Annotated in this window: 16 protein-coding genes; 8 read left to right on the forward strand and 8 right to left on the reverse strand. The window is 65.0% G+C overall.

The window, feature by feature from the left end; genetic code table 11:
• Nucleotides 1-4: 4 nt before the first annotated feature.
• On the reverse strand, nt 5-391 hold the full coding sequence (locus tag GTK09_RS22550) for a hypothetical protein (RefSeq protein ID WP_163465661.1): 387 nt from the start codon (nt 389-391) through the stop codon (nt 5-7).
• A 444-nt stretch (nt 392-835) separates the two neighbouring features.
• Here GTK09_RS22550 and GTK09_RS22555 point away from each other — a divergent pair, with 444 nt between their 5' ends.
• Nucleotides 836-2,272, forward strand: a complete 1,437-nt coding sequence (locus GTK09_RS22555; protein ID WP_163465703.1) for an alanine/glycine:cation symporter family protein — start codon at nt 836-838, stop codon at nt 2,270-2,272.
• A gap of 95 nt (nt 2,273-2,367) precedes the next feature.
• On the forward strand, nt 2,368-3,288 hold the full coding sequence (gene folD / locus GTK09_RS22560; RefSeq protein ID WP_163465662.1) for a bifunctional methylenetetrahydrofolate dehydrogenase/methenyltetrahydrofolate cyclohydrolase FolD: 921 nt from the start codon (nt 2,368-2,370) through the stop codon (nt 3,286-3,288).
• Nucleotides 3,289-3,355: 67 nt separating this feature from the next.
• Here folD and GTK09_RS22565 read toward each other — a convergent pair whose 3' ends face one another.
• From GTK09_RS22565 to GTK09_RS22595, 7 genes are all read right to left on the reverse strand, one after another.
• Nucleotides 3,356-4,279: a Hint domain-containing protein gene (locus GTK09_RS22565; protein ID WP_163465663.1), complete on the reverse strand. Its 924-nt coding sequence runs from the start codon at nt 4,277-4,279 to the stop codon at nt 3,356-3,358.
• A gap of 908 nt (nt 4,280-5,187) precedes the next feature.
• Nucleotides 5,188-6,423 carry a lytic murein transglycosylase gene (locus GTK09_RS22570; protein ID WP_163465664.1) on the reverse strand — a complete coding sequence of 412 codons (1,236 nt, stop codon included), beginning with the start codon at nt 6,421-6,423 and terminating at the stop codon, nt 5,188-5,190.
• Nucleotides 6,424-6,481: 58 nt separating this feature from the next.
• On the reverse strand, nt 6,482-7,279 hold the full coding sequence (locus GTK09_RS22575) for an enoyl-CoA hydratase (protein ID WP_163465665.1): 798 nt from the start codon (nt 7,277-7,279) through the stop codon (nt 6,482-6,484).
• A gap of 154 nt (nt 7,280-7,433) precedes the next feature.
• On the reverse strand, nt 7,434-8,063 hold the full coding sequence (locus GTK09_RS22580; protein ID WP_163465666.1) for a hypothetical protein: 630 nt from the start codon (nt 8,061-8,063) through the stop codon (nt 7,434-7,436).
• Nucleotides 8,064-8,371: 308 nt separating this feature from the next.
• Entirely contained in the window at nt 8,372-8,518 is a 147-nt protein-coding gene (locus tag GTK09_RS22585) for an ABC transporter (protein ID WP_163465667.1), read from the reverse strand.
• A 456-nt stretch (nt 8,519-8,974) separates the two neighbouring features.
• Nucleotides 8,975-9,589 carry a hypothetical protein gene (locus GTK09_RS22590; RefSeq protein WP_163465668.1) on the reverse strand — a complete coding sequence of 205 codons (615 nt, stop codon included), beginning with the start codon at nt 9,587-9,589 and terminating at the stop codon, nt 8,975-8,977.
• A gap of 238 nt (nt 9,590-9,827) precedes the next feature.
• Nucleotides 9,828-10,196: a hypothetical protein gene (locus tag GTK09_RS22595; RefSeq protein ID WP_163465669.1), complete on the reverse strand. Its 369-nt coding sequence runs from the start codon at nt 10,194-10,196 to the stop codon at nt 9,828-9,830.
• 534 nt (nt 10,197-10,730) lie between these two features.
• Between GTK09_RS22595 and GTK09_RS22600 the strand changes: the two genes are divergently transcribed.
• The 6 genes from GTK09_RS22600 (at nt 10,731) to GTK09_RS22625 (ending at nt 17,759) form a co-directional block, all read left to right on the forward strand.
• Nucleotides 10,731-11,081, forward strand: a complete 351-nt coding sequence (locus tag GTK09_RS22600; RefSeq protein ID WP_163465670.1) for a hypothetical protein — start codon at nt 10,731-10,733, stop codon at nt 11,079-11,081.
• Nucleotides 11,082-11,213: 132 nt separating this feature from the next.
• On the forward strand, nt 11,214-11,846 hold the full coding sequence (gene pncA / locus GTK09_RS22605) for a bifunctional nicotinamidase/pyrazinamidase (RefSeq protein ID WP_163465671.1): 633 nt from the start codon (nt 11,214-11,216) through the stop codon (nt 11,844-11,846).
• The gene (locus tag GTK09_RS22610; RefSeq protein ID WP_163465672.1) at nt 11,843-12,541 is read left to right on the forward strand and encodes an NAD-dependent deacylase; all 699 of its coding nucleotides are present in this window, start codon (nt 11,843-11,845) and stop codon (nt 12,539-12,541) included. Before pncA ends, GTK09_RS22610 begins: the two co-directional genes overlap by 4 nt.
• A 372-nt stretch (nt 12,542-12,913) precedes the next feature.
• Entirely contained in the window at nt 12,914-14,851 is a 1,938-nt protein-coding gene (locus tag GTK09_RS22615; RefSeq protein ID WP_163465673.1) for a PrkA family serine protein kinase, read from the forward strand.
• A 32-nt stretch (nt 14,852-14,883) separates the two neighbouring features.
• Nucleotides 14,884-16,188, forward strand: coding sequence for a YeaH/YhbH family protein (locus tag GTK09_RS22620; protein ID WP_163465674.1), 1,305 nt, complete (start codon nt 14,884-14,886; stop codon nt 16,186-16,188).
• Nucleotides 16,188-17,759 (forward strand): SpoVR family protein, encoded by a 1,572-nt coding sequence (locus GTK09_RS22625; protein ID WP_163465675.1) that lies wholly within the window; start codon nt 16,188-16,190, stop codon nt 17,757-17,759. The genes GTK09_RS22620 and GTK09_RS22625 overlap by 1 nt, the downstream gene beginning before the upstream one ends.
• Nucleotides 17,760-17,771 lie beyond the last annotated feature (12 nt).

Raw genomic sequence — 17,771 nt, forward strand, 5'->3', positions numbered from 1 at the left:
AGAGTCAGAACGGCTTTGCCACCATCACCCAATAGACGAAGACGACGAGGGCGAGCATGGCGACCGACAGACCGATCGCCGTCGTCTTTTCACCTGCCGCATAGGCCCGGCGACTTTTTGCACCGAGGATCGGATAGCCGACGAGGACGGCGAGGCCGACCCAGGTGAAGACCTGACCCATCCATTCCGGCATCATTGCCACCAGGACCAGGCCGAGAACACCGACCAGGCTGGTGAGCGCGACGGCGCCGACATAGACCGCCTTGCGCATCCCGCCGACGGCGCTGACGGCACCGGACGGCGCGGTCAGTGCGACGCCGGTCCAGCCGATGGACAGCAGCAGCGCCAGCATGGCGAGGCCGCCATGGGCCTTGACCAGAGTTTCATACATGTCGCGTCCTTGTTCTCGAAGTCTTCCAGATTCGGCCCGAGCCTTTCCACGTCGGCGGCATGCAATGCAAGGCCCAGTGCCGGCCCTCGTCAAACCGCCCGGCCGGTCCCATCGGCACCGGGCGCTCTGGTCGTGGGAGGTAATGGGAGGTGGTGAAAGCGAACCGCCTTCGAACGATCATGCCAACGCCATCGGCGCGCCGGGTCTACCCCCGCGGCGAAACGTCCGACACGCCTGCCGGTCGCCATTCGTCTCCTCGCCCCGGCCACCCAGGGCCCGCCCCGCCCGCGCGCCTGCCGGAACGACCCCGCAAACGACCGCTGCCCCCGATTTTACACAGGGGAGAAGCCGTTCGGCGGCGGTGGACTCTTCCCTTCCCGTCGATCAAACCTATTGACGTAAGGACGGGCCGCGAGGCCAGCAGCGGAGACCGGCATGGCCTTTATCGATCCCATCATCAATTTCATGAACGACATTTTCTGGGGTTATGTCCTCATCTACGGTCTGCTGGCCGTCGGCATCTTCTTCACGCTGCGTCTCGGCTTCATCCAGATCCGCCACTTCCCGGAATATTTCCGGGTCGTCAAAGGCAGCCGCGGCGGCGACAAGGCGGGCATTTCGCCGCTGCAGGCGTTGACGGTCTCGCTGGCCAGCCGCGTCGGCACCGGCAATCTCGCAGGCGTCGCCGTGGCGCTGACGCTGGGCGGCCCGGGCGCCATCTTCTGGATGTGGATGGTCGCCCTGGTCGGCATGGCGACCGCCTATGCGGAATCGACGCTGGCCCAGCTCTACAAGATCCGCAACGACGAAGGCCAGTATCGCGGCGGCCCGGCCTTCTACATGTCGCACGGGCTCGGTCTGCCCTGGCTCGGCGGGCTGTTTTCGCTCAGCCTGATCCTGGCCTACGGCCTGATCTTCAACGCCGTCCAGGCCAATTCCATCGCCGACGCCGTCGAGGCCGCCTTCGGCTTCGAGAAGCTCTGGATCGGCGTCGCCCTCGCCGTCCTGTCGGCCGTCGTCATCTTCGGCGGCATCCGCTCGATCGCCAACGTCGCCGAGGTCGTCGTCCCCTTCATGGCGATCGCCTATCTCGCCGTGGCGCTCTACGTGCTCGCCGTCCACTTCACCGAGATTCCCGCGATGCTCTGGCTGATCGTCAAGAGCGCCTTCGGCTATCAGGAAGCCACCTGGGGTGTTGCCGGCGGCATCACCGCCGCGATGCTGAACGGCGTCAAGCGCGGCCTGTTCTCCAACGAGGCCGGGATGGGCTCGGCGCCCAACATCGCCGCCGTCGCGACGCCCGACCCGCACCATCCCTCGTCACAAGGGCTCGTCCAGGGCCTCGGAGTCTTCATCGACACGCTGGTGATCTGCACCGCGACGGCGCTGATGATCCTCCTCTCGGGCGTCTACACCCCGGGTCAGGACGTCACCGGTACCGAGCTAACGCAGAACGCCCTGTCGGCCCATATCGGCGACTGGGGCCAGATCTTCGTCGCCGTGGCGATCTTCTTCTTCGCCTTCACCTCGATCATCGGCAACTACTCCTATGCCGAAAACGCCATGACGTTCCTGCGGGCAGGCAACCGGATCTGGCTGTCGATCCTCAAGATCGGCCTTCTCGCGATGGTGATCTGGGGCTCGCTGGTGAAGGTGGAGACGGTGTTCAACACCGCCGATGCCTCGATGGGCCTGATGGCGACGATCAACCTCATCGCCATCGTCGCTCTGTCCGGCACCGTGGTGAAGCTCACCCGCGACTATTTCCGCCAGAAGGCGAGCGGGCTCGAGCCGCGCTTCGACAACGACGACTATCCGGAACTGCGGGGCAAGATCGACGGCACGATCTGGACGCAGCGGGGGGACATCGAAAAGGCGTGAGGGGCCGTGCCGTATCGGCCGCCGCCTTTTCATTCCGGCCGCGTGCCCCTATCACGCTCCCTCACGCAACGGACCAAAACGACAGGGAGAGCGCCATGGCAGAGGCACAGAGGATCGACGGCAAGGCGGCGGCGGCGCGGATCATCGAGACGGTGAAGGCCGGCACCAATGCGCTGACGGAGAAGACCGGGCTCGTCCCCGGCCTTGCGGTCGTCATCGTCGGCGAGGATCCGGCGAGCCAGGTCTATGTCGGCTCCAAGGCGAAGATGGCCAGCGAGTGCGGCTTCAAGTCGATCAAGCACGAGCTGCCGGCCGAGACCAGCGAAGAGACGCTGCTGAAGGTCGTGCGCGATCTCAACGCGGACCCGCAGGTCCACGGAATTCTCGTCCAGCTGCCGCTGCCGAAGCACATCGACGAGGCCAAGGTCGTCCAGACCGTTGATCCGGACAAGGACGTCGACGGGTTCCACCTGATCAATGTCGGGCGGCTGTCGACCGGCGACACCGCCGCCGCCTTCGTGCCCTGCACGCCGGCGGGTTCGATGCTGCTGATCCGCGAGGTGCTGGGCGACGATCTTTCCGGCAAGAGCGCCGTCATCGTCGGCCGCTCGAACATCGTCGGCAAGCCGATGGCGCAGCTGCTGCTCGCCGCCAACGCCACCGTCACCATCGCCCATTCGCGCACCAAGGATCTCGCCGCCGTCTGCCGCGGCGCCGACATCCTGGTCGCGGCGGTCGGGCGGCCGGAGATGCTGACCGCGGAGTATGTGAAGGACGGGGCGGTGGTCGTCGATGTCGGCATCAACCGCATCGAGGCGGCGGAAAAGGGCCTGAAGGAGGATGGCACGCCGAAAACGAAGCTCGTCGGCGACGTGAACTACGCCGAGGCCGCCGCAAAGGCCGCGGCGATCACGCCGGTGCCGGGAGGCGTCGGGCCGATGACCATCGCCATGCTGATGGCCAACACGCTGCGCTCGGCCTGCCGGTCGGCGGGGATGGAGCCGCCGGCACTCTGATCGAGCTCACCGACGATCAACAGGGCCCGTGCCGAGCGAGGATCGCGCCGCCCGAGCACCCGGAAGATCAAAGGGCGGCGTATTGTCCCGCCGTCGGCCAGGCGCACTGGGCCGAGAGACCGGCATAGAACAGGTCGGCGAGGCGCCTGCGCTCAGCCTCGACCAGCGGGCCGTCGATGGCGACGTCCCGGCAGCGGCCGTGCTGGCCGGCGGGGACAAGGTCTGGATTGGCGAGGACGTCGTCGAGGTCGTTGTCGAACCAGGCCCGCGAGCCCATGTCGAAGAAGCTCTCCGCCGGCAGGCCGTCCGCGAGCAGCACGTCGTGCTGGTCGAGCTCGACATGCCAATAGGTGACGCGGCTCAGCGTGGTTCGCTCGATCGTCGTGCCGTTGATCAGGTTCATGATCGGCACCAGCACCTCGACGCCGTCCTGCTTCACCAGCACAGGGTGGCCGGGCGATAGGAAAACGTCGCGCTCAGGGACGCCGGCACCGAAGGCGTCTGCCCTAATTCGAATCGGTGCCATGTGAGCCCGTTCCCCGGCACAGTTGAGAACACGCCTGCCGATCCAGACGATCGGACGTCGTGCCCCCGAAGCGGTGACGGCCAGATCACCGACGGCCAGTTCCTCGATGGGTTTCGGACCATTGACGGTCTCTATCCGGGTGCCGGCGGAGAAACAAATGGCAATCTCCGCATCCGTATCCAAAGTGAGGATATTACCATTCGCGTAGTACACTTTGGAATAAATCCAAGTTAGCGAACTTATAGGAGTAATAGATAAGCTGTTTGAGTTAAAAATATAGGTGTCAACGGCGCCGCTTCCTGAAAGATCGACCTGTTCATTTACTATATCGCCGATAACAGTCAAATCATCGCCATTTCCGTCATCGTATTCACTGATATAGTAAGGGATTCCCCAGTAACTCGTAACCGTATAGGTACCGTCATTGTTTGACTCGACATAAAAATTGTAGAATTTCGTTGCCATCCTGCCCCTCCTGCTGCTGCGACCCGGTAGATGCAAGCTGACATTTTAAAATGATATGGCGCGAACCGGCTGCCGTTTTTCGACCAGACAGGTGGCTGTGGGTCGCACTGCTGGCTTGAGGTTCGAAATTGCCGAGCACCGCGCCAATCTTAGTTAAAGCCATAGACTTTCATGTCGGCATATTATCTTGTTGTTACGAAATGTAAACCTTCTTGCAGAGGGGGACGGGTTGAATCGCCAACGATGCTGTATCGCAAAAACCCCGCCCGCAGCGTCGTTTCGGCTCTTCGTAGGGCGTCACCACCCGGCGTGTTCCGACCGTCTCTCACGCTCTGAATCGAGATGTGGGCGTCATCGGTTCAACACGGTACTCATAGATCGCTCATGGCAACCTTCTTCCACCGGTTCTCGATTCGGCAAAGGAATCGGCTAGCTCCTCTAGCCCCCAGATTAGGAGACCGTGCCGACGGGCCCAAAACGCGGCAACAAGAACCGGAGAACCGCCCTTGCAGAAAGCACGGCCTTCGTATCGGACGAAACGGCCTCGTGGAGCGATGAAGGCCCAGCCCGCGCGGCATGAATAAAGTGAGAAGATCTTCAAACGCCTCGCACACGCCTTGGCGCGAGCCAGTCGAGCTATGAGGGGGACGGTCCGCCCCCTCGAGGCCGGACCGTCCGAGTCGCCTCCCCGGCAACTCCCGCCGCGGCAACGCATTTGCTCGTTGCTCTCCGTGGGCTTCCACGATCTCGTCAATACTATGGCCCGCCACCCTGGGGTAGTGACAGGAATCCCCTTCCCCAAGGATTTGGCAACTCTCGTTAATGAATGCCTAATTCATCCACAGGCAAATGCTGCCGGCCCTGCCATCCAGGGCGATGTGGAGCGGGGGCAGCACGGGCGGCCGCCCTTACAGACGACCGGCGAGCGCCTTCGATGGCCAGCAGGTTTCCGGCAGGCCGAGCCTTGCCTCCGCCTCGCCGATCGAGCGGCGGGTCTTGAAGCCCGCGAGCCCGTCCACCGCGCCGACGTCCATGCCGCGCGCGACCAGCTTCTCCTGCATCCGGTAGACGTCACCGCGGGTCAGGCGATCGGCCTTTCGCCATTGCCGCACCAGCGGCCCGGCACCCTGGATCCGATCGGCGAGATGGCCGACGAACAGGGCGTAGAGGTCGGAGTTGTTGTATTCCTTGATGACGTAGAAGTTCGGCGTGGCGACGAAGGCCGGGCCGAAGCGGCCGGCGGGAAACAGGAGATGGCCGGTGGTCGAGAGTTCGCCTTGCGGGAACTTGCGGCCGGCGACGCGCGAGGCGCCGGCATCGACGAGATCGGCGATCCGGAAGGCCTTGTCCGGCCCCTCGCCGCGGCAGGAGAGCGACGCCGGGATCTCGGCCTCGAAGCCCCAGTCCCGGCCACGCTGCCAGCCGGCGGCCTGCAGGTAGTTGGCGATCGAGGCGAGCGTGTCGGGCACCGAGTTCCAGATGTCGCGGCGCCCGTCGCCGTCGAAATCGACCGCGAACTTCAGGAATTTCGACGGCATGAACTGCGGCTGGCCGAGCGCGCCGGCCCAGGAGGACTTCATCTCCGACACCTTCAGGTGCCCGTCGGCGACGATCTTCAAGGCGGCGATCAGTTCCGCGCGGAACATCGCCTTGCGACGCGACAGATAGGCCTTGGTGCCGAGCACCTCGAAGGCGTTCATCGGGATTTTCGCAGCGCCGAAAGCCGATTCGCGGCCCCATATGGCGAGGATGATCGGCGCCGGCACGCCGTAGCGCTGCTCGATCCGCGCCAGAAGGTCGCCATGGCGGGACCGCAGCTTTCGTGCCGTGGCGACGTTGCCGGCGACGGCGCGCTCCGACAGATAGTCGGCGCCGCTCTTGAACTCGGCCTGGAAGTTGATCTCGGCAACGGTGTCCTTGCCGCCGGGCAGGACGAGGTCGGGCAGCTTCGTGTTCGGCGAGACGCCCCTGAAGGCGGCCTCGAAGACGGCGCGCGACACGCCTTCGGCCTTGGCCGCTGGCCATATATCGGCTTCGAGAAAGGCGCGGAAGCCGGCGTCGAGCGAGGCGGCGCGGACCGGCGCGGCGGCCGAGAGCGCGAGGAGGAGAATGGCGGCACAGAGGCGGCAGAGACGATCGGTCATGCCGGCAGTGATAACGGCGCGGCGGGCTCGCCGAAAGCCTCTTTCCGCGAGCGCCCGGTCAACGTCCCTTGAAGACCGGCCTTCGCTTCTCGCCGAACGCGGCGACGGCTTCGCGGAAATCCTCGCTGAGATAGGCCTTCAGGATCAGGTCGCGGTCGCTCGCCCCGGCGCCGTCGCGGCGAAGTCGCCGCAGCGCCTCCTTGGTGGCCGACAGCGTGATCGGAGCGAGGCCGGCAATGGCTTCGGCCATTTCGGCGGCGGCCGCGACGAGGGCCTCCCGGTCGGCCACGACGCGCGAGACGAGGCCGCAGGCTGCAGCCTCGCGCGCATCGACCAGCCGGGCGGTGAGGAGGAGTTCGCGGGTGAGACCCATGCCGATCAGTTCGCCCACCCGGGCGAGATTTTCCACCGACAGCGCATTGCCGAGGGTGCGGGCGATGGGAAAGCCGAAGCGGAGATTGTCGCAGGCGATGCGGATGTCGGCCGCGCAGGCGATCGCCGCGCCGCCACCGGTCGCAGCGCCGGCCATCGCCGCGATAACCGGCACCGGGCAGGCCTCGATCGCCCCGAACACCCGCTCCATCAGCGCCTCGTAGGCGAGAACCGCCGCCTCTTCCGTGACGTCACGAAAGGCGGCGATGTCGGTGCCCGCGGCAAACGCCCTCTCGCCGGCGCCGAGGATGACGAGGCAGCGAAGATCGCCGTCCAGGGTCACTCCCTCGCAGATCTCGGCGAGCCGCTCGTACATCGGCAGGGTCAGCGCGTTCATCGCCTGCGGCCGGTCGAGGGTGATCCAGCCGGTGGAACCGGCCTTTTCGAAGCTGAGCGTCTGAAGGCTGGGCGTCTCGTCCGGCATCTTCCCCCCTCGAACCCCGGCGCCTGCGGCGCGTCAAAAACCGCTCACGACATCAGCACGCATCGTTCCACCCGGCAAGCCGACGAACAACGGCCCGGCATCAGGGATGCCGGGCCGCAGTAAATCGGCATAAGCCTTTCGGGCCGCCTGCTTTTCAGGTGTTCATCTCACGAAGATCGGTGATGTACTGCTCAGGCAGGTGCAACGGGCTCGGCGTCTTGAAGCCCATGTGACGGGCGATGTCGCCGACGAAGGAGCTGCAGTTGTAGGTGACGGCGTTCCACACCGGGCTGCGGTCCTGGAGGTCGTGGATATAGGCGACGATCTCGTTGTACTGGGCGGCGGTCAGCGGGATGGTCCATTCCGCCAGAAGATAGGCCTTCTCGGTGTCGCCGTCGCTGGCGCCGGTTTCCGAGGGAACCGGCAGGATGTGGCCGATCATGTAGGGCACGTTGCTGGTCGAGGCGGGGTGGAGACCCGCCACCTCGGTCATGCTCGGAATCAGCGTACCGGTGGAATCATAGGGGACGTTGCCGCGCGCATCGAACTTGCCGAAGACCACGAAAGTGTGGCCGTAGCTCAGAGCGTTTCGGGCGCGGAAGGAGATGAAATACGGCTTGGCCTGGGTCTCGGTCGGCGCATAGGCCGCCGGCTGCATGAGGCTCGCGGAGGTGACGGGGGCATTCGCCATCACCTTGCTGTGGGTAGAGGCCGTGGAGGTGCATCCGGCGACGGCGAGGCTCAGGAGAGCCGCGGCCGCGAGCCGAAGGAATGAGGGAAGCATCGTGCCCGCCTTTCTCGAAAACGAAACGTGGTTACTCCGACCGGTCTTTCAGTCTGTCGAGCAACAATCATGACGCATCTATAGCGTTTACCGTCACTTGAGAGTGCGGCGTGGCGTCATGTCACGCTATCGGTACTCCAGCCATGGAGCGCAGCGCAGTCTTTTTGCCGAAGATCTCATCCGATCACATGGCCAAGAATGCGCTCAAGTCGTGTCGGTTCCGTCACCGACGACCGCCGGTCATGGGACCACGGCGGAAAATCAGATGAGGGAGGCCGCAAGCGACCTCCCCCAACGCCTGTAGGGGATCAACCCTTGGTGACGTAAGCCGGCTCGGAGTAGACCGGCTCGGCGACCGGGGCCTTGCCCTTGCCCTTGCCGATGCCCTTGCCCATGCAGCCAGCGAAGGTTGCGAGAGCGAAGCACGCGACCGATGCGATGATGACTTTCTTCATAGTGACTACCTATTCGTGTCTGTCGGTTTGGTTGCCGCAGTTCAAATTCCCGACGCGATTGCGGCCGGTGCGTTCGGAACCTGTTGCCAAAACACGCTACCGGCAAGTGCCCAAAAGCCACAGTTACCGCCGAACGTCAGAACTCTAACCTACGCGTAGTTAACAATTTGTTTCAGACCTGCTTTTCGGCGTCAGAACAGCCCTCATCGCGGGGGTTTTACGCGGTCTGGCCGGCGCTCGGGGCGCTCCGGCGGGGCGTGGCCGGCGGGCCGCAGCGGCAGACAAATCGCGCGTTGCGAATCAACGACCTGACCGGCGACGAAAGAAGCTGCGACAACTTGGCACGCAAGCCGAGAACATGACGAATCGGGGCGTTGCCGCGCAACAGGGCGACACCGGCGGCAAGCAACGGCGGCTCTTTTGCTTGGCGATTATTTGTCGGCCCGCGCTTCGGCCTCAGCGCGAAAGCGGTGCCGGAGGCAGGATCTCGACGGGCGCTGCCGGCGATAGCCCGCCCCGCTCGGCCACTTCGGCTTCGGTTGTGAGCACCGAGCCCGGCGGTCCCTTGATGACGACATGCGCCTCGCGGACGGCCGCCCGGTTCTGGTCGAGGACCATGTCGCGCTCGGCAGCGAGCAGTACCTCGGCGGGCTGAGCCGTGGCGGCGGTGAATGCGGTGCCGAGTTCCTCGCGGGTCTTGGCGCAGTTTTGATAGGCCGTGGCCGCCACGACGTCGTCGGGAAGCCCCGAGGTCACCTGCTTGACGCTTTCGTCGTAGTTGCAGAAGGCGTCGGCGCGAAGGGCGATGTCGAGATCCCCCGTCACCGGGCCGTAGCGCTGGGCGATCAGCGCCTTGCGGGCGTTGTAGTCGTTCAGATAGGTCTTGCGCAGGGCCAGCCGGCACTGGGCATAGACCAGTTCGCCGGGTCGGATGAGAAGGCTCTGGCAATGGGCGTCGTCGGCCGGATCCTCGGGATTCATCACCTCGTCGAGATCGCCGCCAGTGGCGAGGCACCCGGACAGGGCACCGGAGAGAACCAGGGAAGCGGCGGCGAAGGCCATCAGGCGCATGGCGGTCAATCCATAGGGGCGTCGGTCCCTCCGACGGCCAGCAGTTGTTCGAGACGAGGCGAGCGGCCGGCCACCCTTCGGGAATGGCCGTCCTGGATCCCTGCCCCGAAGCCCGCGCGATCAGGACACAGCCGCGACCCTGCGGGTCGGCGGCCGGGGCCAGACCTCGTGAAGTTCATTGCGGCGAAGGTGTGGCGCTGCACGCCTCCGCGCCTTGAATCAAAAGGAAAAACTTCGGCTATTGCGCGGGAACCACGTCGCGCACGGCTGATTCCAGCGCGTCGGTCATCTTCTTGGCGGCGCAGGTGCGCGTCGGACTGACGACCGCCTGCTGCTCGAGGTCCCCCCGATCGATCGGGCAGACCTCGCGGGCGACGCGCGACGGCACCTTGACCGTCAACGGGATCTCGGAGACCTTGCGCGACAGCTTCGAGGCGAGAGAGGTCTTCACCCCCCAATCGCCGAGCGAAACCTCCACCAGCATCGACTGCTCGTCGGAAGCGAGGGGATCACTCGTCGAGGACGTCTCCGTCTGGGCCGAGGCAGGCGATGCCGCGAACGCGAACGCCAGCGCCACGCCAACGAGCCGGCGGCGCGCTTGCGGCATTCTTTTCCGCCCATCCTCAATCAGCGTGTCCATCGCCTCCGCGCTCCATACAGTGTTGCGTCCCACGAAGGGGGGACCTTTCGTCTCGTCGTTGCCTCGCCGGGCGAGGCGACATCGACCTTTGGTTTGGCCTCATCAGCGCCGACAAATGTCGGGATCGACGGGACCGTTGGCAAGTTCGTGGCAGGTAAGTTTGCCGAGCGGCGGTCACCACCGGCAGAGCGCCCGCGAGGGTCGATCGCTCCATCGTCCGGCCGGTTCATGCCGCGCCAAGGCTGGCGCTCGCGGTCGTAAAGTCAATCTTCCCTAGAGGAAATTTCCGGTCGTCATGCTGCGCCGCATCATCGAGGGATGCCCTTGCTTGCAATGGGATGACGCGCAGAAGCGGCCGTCCCGGCTTGATCGATCGGCTCGATCACCCAATAGAGATTGGCCGTTCGGGCGAAATATCATGGCTGCCATGCCATTGTGCACCGCAGCATGAAGGGATATCTCTGGCTTCAACACCGTCCCACTGAAGTAACGAGGTATCCGATGAAGACGAAATTCATCACCGCAACTGCATTCATCATCGCCGCCGCGACGACGGGTGCCGCCGCTGGCGACCTGAAGCCGACGGCCGGCCACGCGATTCATCTCGGCAACGTCCAGGGCGCGGCCTATTACACCGTCGAAGACGACGGCCTTCGGCTGGTGGCGACGGTCGCCGGCGGCGAAGCCGGCGATTCCGTCCGCTTCGTCTCCACCCTGTCCGACGGCCAGACGATGGTCATCGAAGTTCCCCGGACCGCGGACCACAACGCCGAGGCCCTGACCTTCAAGCGGGTCGGCGACCATGTCGTGGTCGAGGGCGCCCCGGACCTGCGCGCCGCGATGATCGACTGATCGGGAGGGGCGACGCCGCCACTCCCTCCTGGCCGGCGCGAAGGGGCGCGCGCCGGCCGGCTTCTTCGCGGACGGCGCCACCCGCCCGCAACGACGCTTTCGTCCCGGCACTTTTGCTGGCATTCTTCGGCCATGATCGAGATCCGCTCCGGCGACGCCCTCCTCATCGTCGACGTCCAGAACGACTTCTGCGCCGGTGGAGCGCTCGCCGTGCCGGACGGCGACGCCGTGGTGCCGATCGTCAACCGCCTCGCCACGGCCTTTCCCGTCACAGTCCTGACGCAGGACTGGCACACGCCCGGCCACGCCTCCTTCGCCTCGACCCACGGTCGAGAGCCCTTCGACACGCTCGAACTGGGATACGGCCCCCAGGTGCTCTGGCCCGATCACTGCGTCATGGGCTCTGAGGGCGCAGCCTTCCATTCCGAACTCGCCGTGCCGACAGCCCAGATGGTGGTCCGCAAGGGCTTCCACCCGCAGGTGGACAGCTACTCCGCCTTCGTGGAGGCCGATCGCCGGACCCCCACCGGCCTTGTCGGCTACCTGCGGGAGCGCGGCGTCGAACGCGTTTTCATCTGCGGCCTCGCCACCGACTTCTGCGTCGCATGGACTGCGATGGACGGGCGGAACGCCGGCTTCGACGTCATCGTCATCGAGGACGCCTGCCGGGCGATCGATCTGGACGGCTCGCTCGCCAAGGCATGGGACGACATGACCCGGCTCGGCGTCGGACGGATCGGAGCGAGCGACCTCGTGGCGGCATGACGGCTTCGATCTTCATCCTGACCGGTGCGGGCATCTCGGCCGAATCGGGCGTCGCGACCTTTCGCGACGCGGGCGGCCTGTGGTCGAAGGTCAAGCTGGAGGACGTCGCGACGCCGGAAGGCTTTCTTCGCGACCCGGCGGCGGTACACGCCTTCTACAACGCCCGGCGGGCGAACCTCCGCGAGGTCGAGCCGAACGCCGCCCACTACGCCCTCGCCCGGCTTCAACGGGACTATGAGGGCGAGGTGACCCTCGTCACCCAGAACATCGACGATCTACACGAGCGGGCCGGTTCCCGGTCGGTCATCCACATGCATGGCGAGTTGAGCCTTTCCCTCTGCGCCCATTGCGGCGCCAGGGCCAAGGCCGAAAGCGACCTTTCTCTCACCCTTTCCTGCGCCGCCTGCGGCACCGCAAGCAGCCTCAGGCCGGACGTCGTCTGGTTCGGCGAGATGCCTTACCGAATGAACGAGATCTACGACCGGCTGATGGATGCCGACCTGTTCGTCTCGATCGGGACGTCGGGAGCGGTCTATCCTGCGGCGGGCTTCGTCGCCGAGGCGCGCACGGCCGGGATCCGCAGCCTCGAACTCAATCTCGAGCCGTCGGACGGCACCTTCCTGTTCGACGAGGCCCGGCACGGCCCCGCCTCGAAGCTGGTGCCGGCGTTCGTCGAGGCGGCGCTCGCGTCGTAGCGGGTCCGTGGTGTCCGTCGCCGCGCTTCGCTGCCCTTCCGAAAGCAAGCCGATCAGCCGGCCGACGCCGCGAAAGTGCCGCTTTCAGCGATCACTTTTTCCGTGCGACGCTTCGCCAGCTTGATTTGTCACCGGCTCTACGCGAGACTCTTTCGCATCGCACAAAGCGCCGGGTCCAACGCCCGGTTGCCTGGGGGGAGCGCCTGCCCGCCCCCGGACGAGGCGTGTCGACCAGCCCTCACACAGTTGCGATTTAATGATTTGAATCAGTCATTTGACTTGCGCTCAGCCCGTCCTGTGCCCACACTAGCCTAACCCCGAGGGGGCTTCGGAGGCGCAAGCGCTTTCCGACGAGGCGAATGGAGGTGGGTGATGAGCGCATTGTTCGACCAGTACGCCAGGAGCTACGAGCAGCGACGCGAGACCGTGATGTCGCTGTCCCAATATCTCGACGACTGCCGGACCGATCCGATCCTCTATGCCGGCCCGCACGAGCGGCTGCTCGCGGCGATCGGCGAACCGGAGCTGGTGGATACGTCCACGGATTCCCGGCTCGGGCGGATCTTCCAGAACCGCACGATCCGGACCTACAAGGCGTTTCCGGACTTCTACGGCATGGAGGAGACGGTCGAGCGGATCGTCGCCTTCCTGCGCCAGGCGGCGCAGGGGCTCGAGGAGCGCAAGCAGATCCTCTACCTGCTCGGTCCGGTCGGCGGCGGCAAGTCGTCGCTGGCGGAGCGCATCAAGGCGCTGATCGAGAACCAGCCGATCTACGTGCTGAAGGCCGGCGACGAACTCTCGCCTGTCTTCGAAAGCCCGCTCGCCTTGTTCGATCCCGAAACCATGGGCGAGATGCTGGAGGCCGAATACGGCATTCCCCGCCGCCGGCTGTCCGGCCTGATGAGCCCCTGGTGCGTCAAGCGGCTCGACGAGTTCGGCGGCGACATTTCCAAGTTCAAGGTCGCCAAGCTGACGCCCTCGCGGCTGAAGCAGATCGGCGTCGCCAAGACCGAGCCCGGCGACGAGAACAACCAGGACATCTCCTCGCTGGTCGGCAAGGTGGACATCCGGCGGCTGGAGACCTTTGCGCAGAACGATCCCGACGCCTATTCCTATTCCGGCGGCCTCAACCGGGCAAACCAGGGCGTGCTCGAATTCGTCGAGATGTTCAAGGCGCCGATCAAGATGCTGCATCCGCTGCTCACGGCGACGCAGGAAGGCTCCTATGTCGGCTCGGAGAATATCGGCGCGATCCCCTTCACCGGCATGATCATGGCCCACTCCAACGAATCGGAGTGGAAGAGCTTCAAGAACAACAAGAACAACGAGGCCTTCATCGATCGCATCTACGTGATCAAGGTGCCCTACTGCCTCCGGGTGGACGAGGAGACCAAGATCTACGAGAAGCTCGTGTCGGGCTCCGAACTCGCCGAGGCGCCCTGCGCGCCCGACACGCTGTCGATGCTGGCGCGCTTTGCCGTCCTTTCCCGGCTGAAGCCGCACGAGAACTCCTCGCTCTACGCCAAGATGCGCGTCTACAACGGCGAGAGCCTGCGCGAGGTCGATCCCAAGGCCCGCACCCTGCAGGAATACCGGGACGCCGCGGGCGTCGACGAGGGCATGAACGGCATCTCGACGCGCTTTGCCTTCAAGGCGCTGTCGGCGACCTTCAACCACGACACCGAGGAGGTGGCGGCAGATCCCGTCCATCTGATGTACGTGCTCGAACAGGCGGTGCGCCGCGAGCAGTTCCCCGAAGACGTCGAGAGCGACTATCTGGAATTCATCAAGGCCGAGCTCGCGCCGCGCTATGCCGAGTTCATCGGCAACGAGATCCAAAAGGCCTATCTGGAAAGCTATCACGACTACGGCCAGAACCTCTTCGATCGCTACGTCTCCTATGCCGACGCCTGGATCGAGGATCAGGACTACAAGGATCCCGACACCGGCCAGTTGCTCGACCGCGATCTGCTCAACCAGGAACTGACCAAGATCGAGAAGCCGGCGGGCATCGCCAATCCGAAGGACTTCCGCAACGAGGTGGTGAAGTTCTCGCTGCGCTCGCGGGCGGCCAATCGCGGCCACAACCCCTCCTGGACGAGCTACGAGAAGATCCGCGACGTCGTCGAGAAGCGGATGTTCAGCCAGGTCGAGGATCTCCTGCCGGTCATCTCCTTCGGTTCGAAGAAGGATTCGGAGACCGAGAAGAAGCACAACGAGTTCGTCGAGCGGATGGTCGAGCGCGGGTTTACGCCGAGGCAGGTGCGACGTCTCGTCGAATGGTATATGCGTGTGAGGCAGGCGAGCTGAGCGGCAACCTCACGCTTTCCACGGGATCAACCATGCACATCATCGACCGTCGTCCCGACCCCGGGGGCAAGAGCCTCGCCAACCGCCAGCGCTTCATGCGGCGGGCGAGGGCTCTGGTGAAGCAGGCGGTGCGCGAGGCTTCCGGCAGCCGCAAGATCCGCGAGATCGACGGCGGCGGCGCCGTGACCATCCCGGCCGACGGCGTCCACGAGCCGAGCTTCCATGCCGGCCGCGACGGCGGGATGCGCGACTACGTCCTGCCCGGCAACAAGAAGTTCGTCTCCGGCGACCGCATCGAGCGCCCGAAACAGGGCGGCGGCTCCGGCTCGCAGGGCAGCGCCGACGGCGAAGGCGAGGACAATTTCCGCTTCGTCCTGTCGCGGGAGGAGTTTCTCGACCTGTTCCTGGAAGATCTCGAACTGCCCAATCTCGCCAAGCGCCAGGTGATGGGTGATGCCATCGAGAGGCGTCATCCCGCGGGCTTCAAGACCTCCGGCCCGCCCTCCTCGCTGTCCGTCGGCCGGACCATGCGGCGCAGCCTGTCGCGACGGGTCGCGCTGAAGCGGCCGAACCCGCGAGAGCTGGAGGCGATGCGCCGCGAACTCGCCGAACTCGAGGCGGACGCGGACGATCATACGCGGATCGCGGCGCTGAAGGCCGAGATCGAGCGGCAGGAGCGTCGCGCCAAGGTCATCCCCTTCATCGACCCGGTCGACCTCAGATACCGGCGCATCGAGGTGACGCCGGAGCCGATCGCAAGGGCGGCGATGTTCTGCCTGATGGACGTCTCGGCGTCGATGGACGAGCACATGAAGGATCTCGCCAAGCGGTTCTTTTCGCTGCTCTATCTGTTCCTCACCCGGCGCTACAAGCAGGTCGAGATCGTCTTCATCCGCCACACCCACGAGGCCAAGGAGGTCGACGAGGAAACCTTCTTCCACTCGCGCGAATCCGGCGGCACGGTGATCTCCTCGGCACTGATCGAAATGGCGAAGATCGCCAAGGCTCGCTATCCGGCCGATCAGTGGAACATCTACGCCGCCCAGGCGTCCGACGGCGACAACCTCTCCTCGGACAACGCCCGTTCTCTGGCGATCCTGCGCGAGACCATCCTGCCGATGGCGCAGTACTACGCCTATCTGCAGGTCGGGCGCGGCGACTACGACCGCGAGGACGGCGTCTTCGCCCGCCAGGAGACGACGCTCTGGCGCGCCTATCAGGAACTCATCCGGCCGAACCTGCCGATGGCGATGCGCAAGGTGAACGACCGGCGCGACATCTATCCGGTGTTCCGCGAACTCTTCGAGCGCCGCGACGAGGCGGCGGAGGCACGCTGATGGCAAGAGCCAAGACGACGCCCCCGGTTGCGGCTCCGACGACAGCGAAGCGCGAGCCCCTCTTCACCGGCCGGGACTGGGATTTCAACCTGCTCGACCGCGTCTACGGCGCGATCCAGGAAATCGCCGAGACCGAGCTGAAGCTCGACACCTATCCCAACCAGATCGAGGTGATCTCGTCGGAACAGATGCTCGACGCCTATGCCTCGACCGGCATGCCGCTGTTCTACAAGCACTGGTCCTTCGGCAAGCATTTCGTGCGCAACGAGACGCTCTATCGCAAGGGCTGGCAGGGCCTTGCCTACGAGATCGTCATCAACTCCTCGCCATGCATCGTCTACGTCATGGAGGAAAACTCCGCGACGATGCAGACTTTGGTCCTGGCCCATGCCGCCTTCGGCCACAACCACTTCTTCAAGAACAACTACTGCTTCAAGCAGTGGACCGACGCGACCAGCATTCTCGACTACCTGTCCTTCGCCAAGAAATTCGTCGCCTCCTGCGAGGACCGCTACGGCCAGGAGAGCGTCGAGCAGATCCTCGACGCCGCCCATGCCCTGATGAGCCACGGCGTCCACCGCTATCCCGGCAAGCACGCGCTCGACCTCAAATCCGAGCAGCGCCGGCTGGAAGAGCGCCAGGCCTTCGCCGAAAAGCATTTTTCCGACCTCTGGCGCACTTTGCCGAAGACCGCCAGCCGCAAGAAGCGCGACGGCGAGGACGAGCGGCGGCGCCAGATGCTCGGCCTGCCCGAGGAGAACATCCTCTATTTCCTCGAAAAGAACGCCCCGCGCCTCGCCCCGTGGCAGCGCGAACTGATCCGCATCGTCCGGCAGATCGCCCAGTATTTCTATCCCCAGCGCCAGACCAAGGTGATGAACGAGGGCTGCGCCACCTTCAGCCATTACCGGCTGATGACGAGGCTGCACGAGAGCGGCCAGATCACCGACGGCTCCTTCATGGAGTTCCTGCACTCCCACACCAGCGTCGTCTTCCAGCCCGAATATGACGACCCGCGCTATTCGGGGATCAACCCTTATGCGCTGGGCTTCGCCATGATGGAGGACATCGAGCGGATCGCCATCGCCCCGACGCCGGAGGACCGCGCCTTCTTCCCCGACTTCGCCGGCTGCGGCGACGGCTACGGCGTCCTGCGCGACGCCTGGGAGAATTTTCGCGACGAGAGCTTCATCCTGCAGTTCCTCAGCCCCAACGTCATCCGCAAGCAGAAGCTCTTCCGGCTGGTCGACGATTCGGAGGACGACGAGATCGTCGTCGCCTCGATCCACGACGAGCGCGGCTACAAGGCGGTGCGGCAGTCCCTGTCGCGGCAGTTCGACGTCGGGCGGCAGGATCCGGACATCCAGGTGGCCGACGTGGACCTTGCCGGCGACCGCAAGCTGATCCTCCACCACAACGTCGTCGACGGCATCACCCTCGACGGCAAGGACGCCGCCAAGGTGCTCCACCACCTCGCCAATCTCTGGGGCTACGACGTCAAGCTCTTGGAGATCGAGGACGGCGAGACCGTCGCGGCGCACGACGGCTCGCCGTCGCGGGCGTTCCGGTAGGGGTGGCTTCGA

The sequence above is a fragment of the Jiella pacifica genome, assembly GCF_010500815.1.
GTDB classification, from domain to species: domain Bacteria; phylum Pseudomonadota; class Alphaproteobacteria; order Rhizobiales; family Rhizobiaceae; genus Jiella; species Jiella pacifica.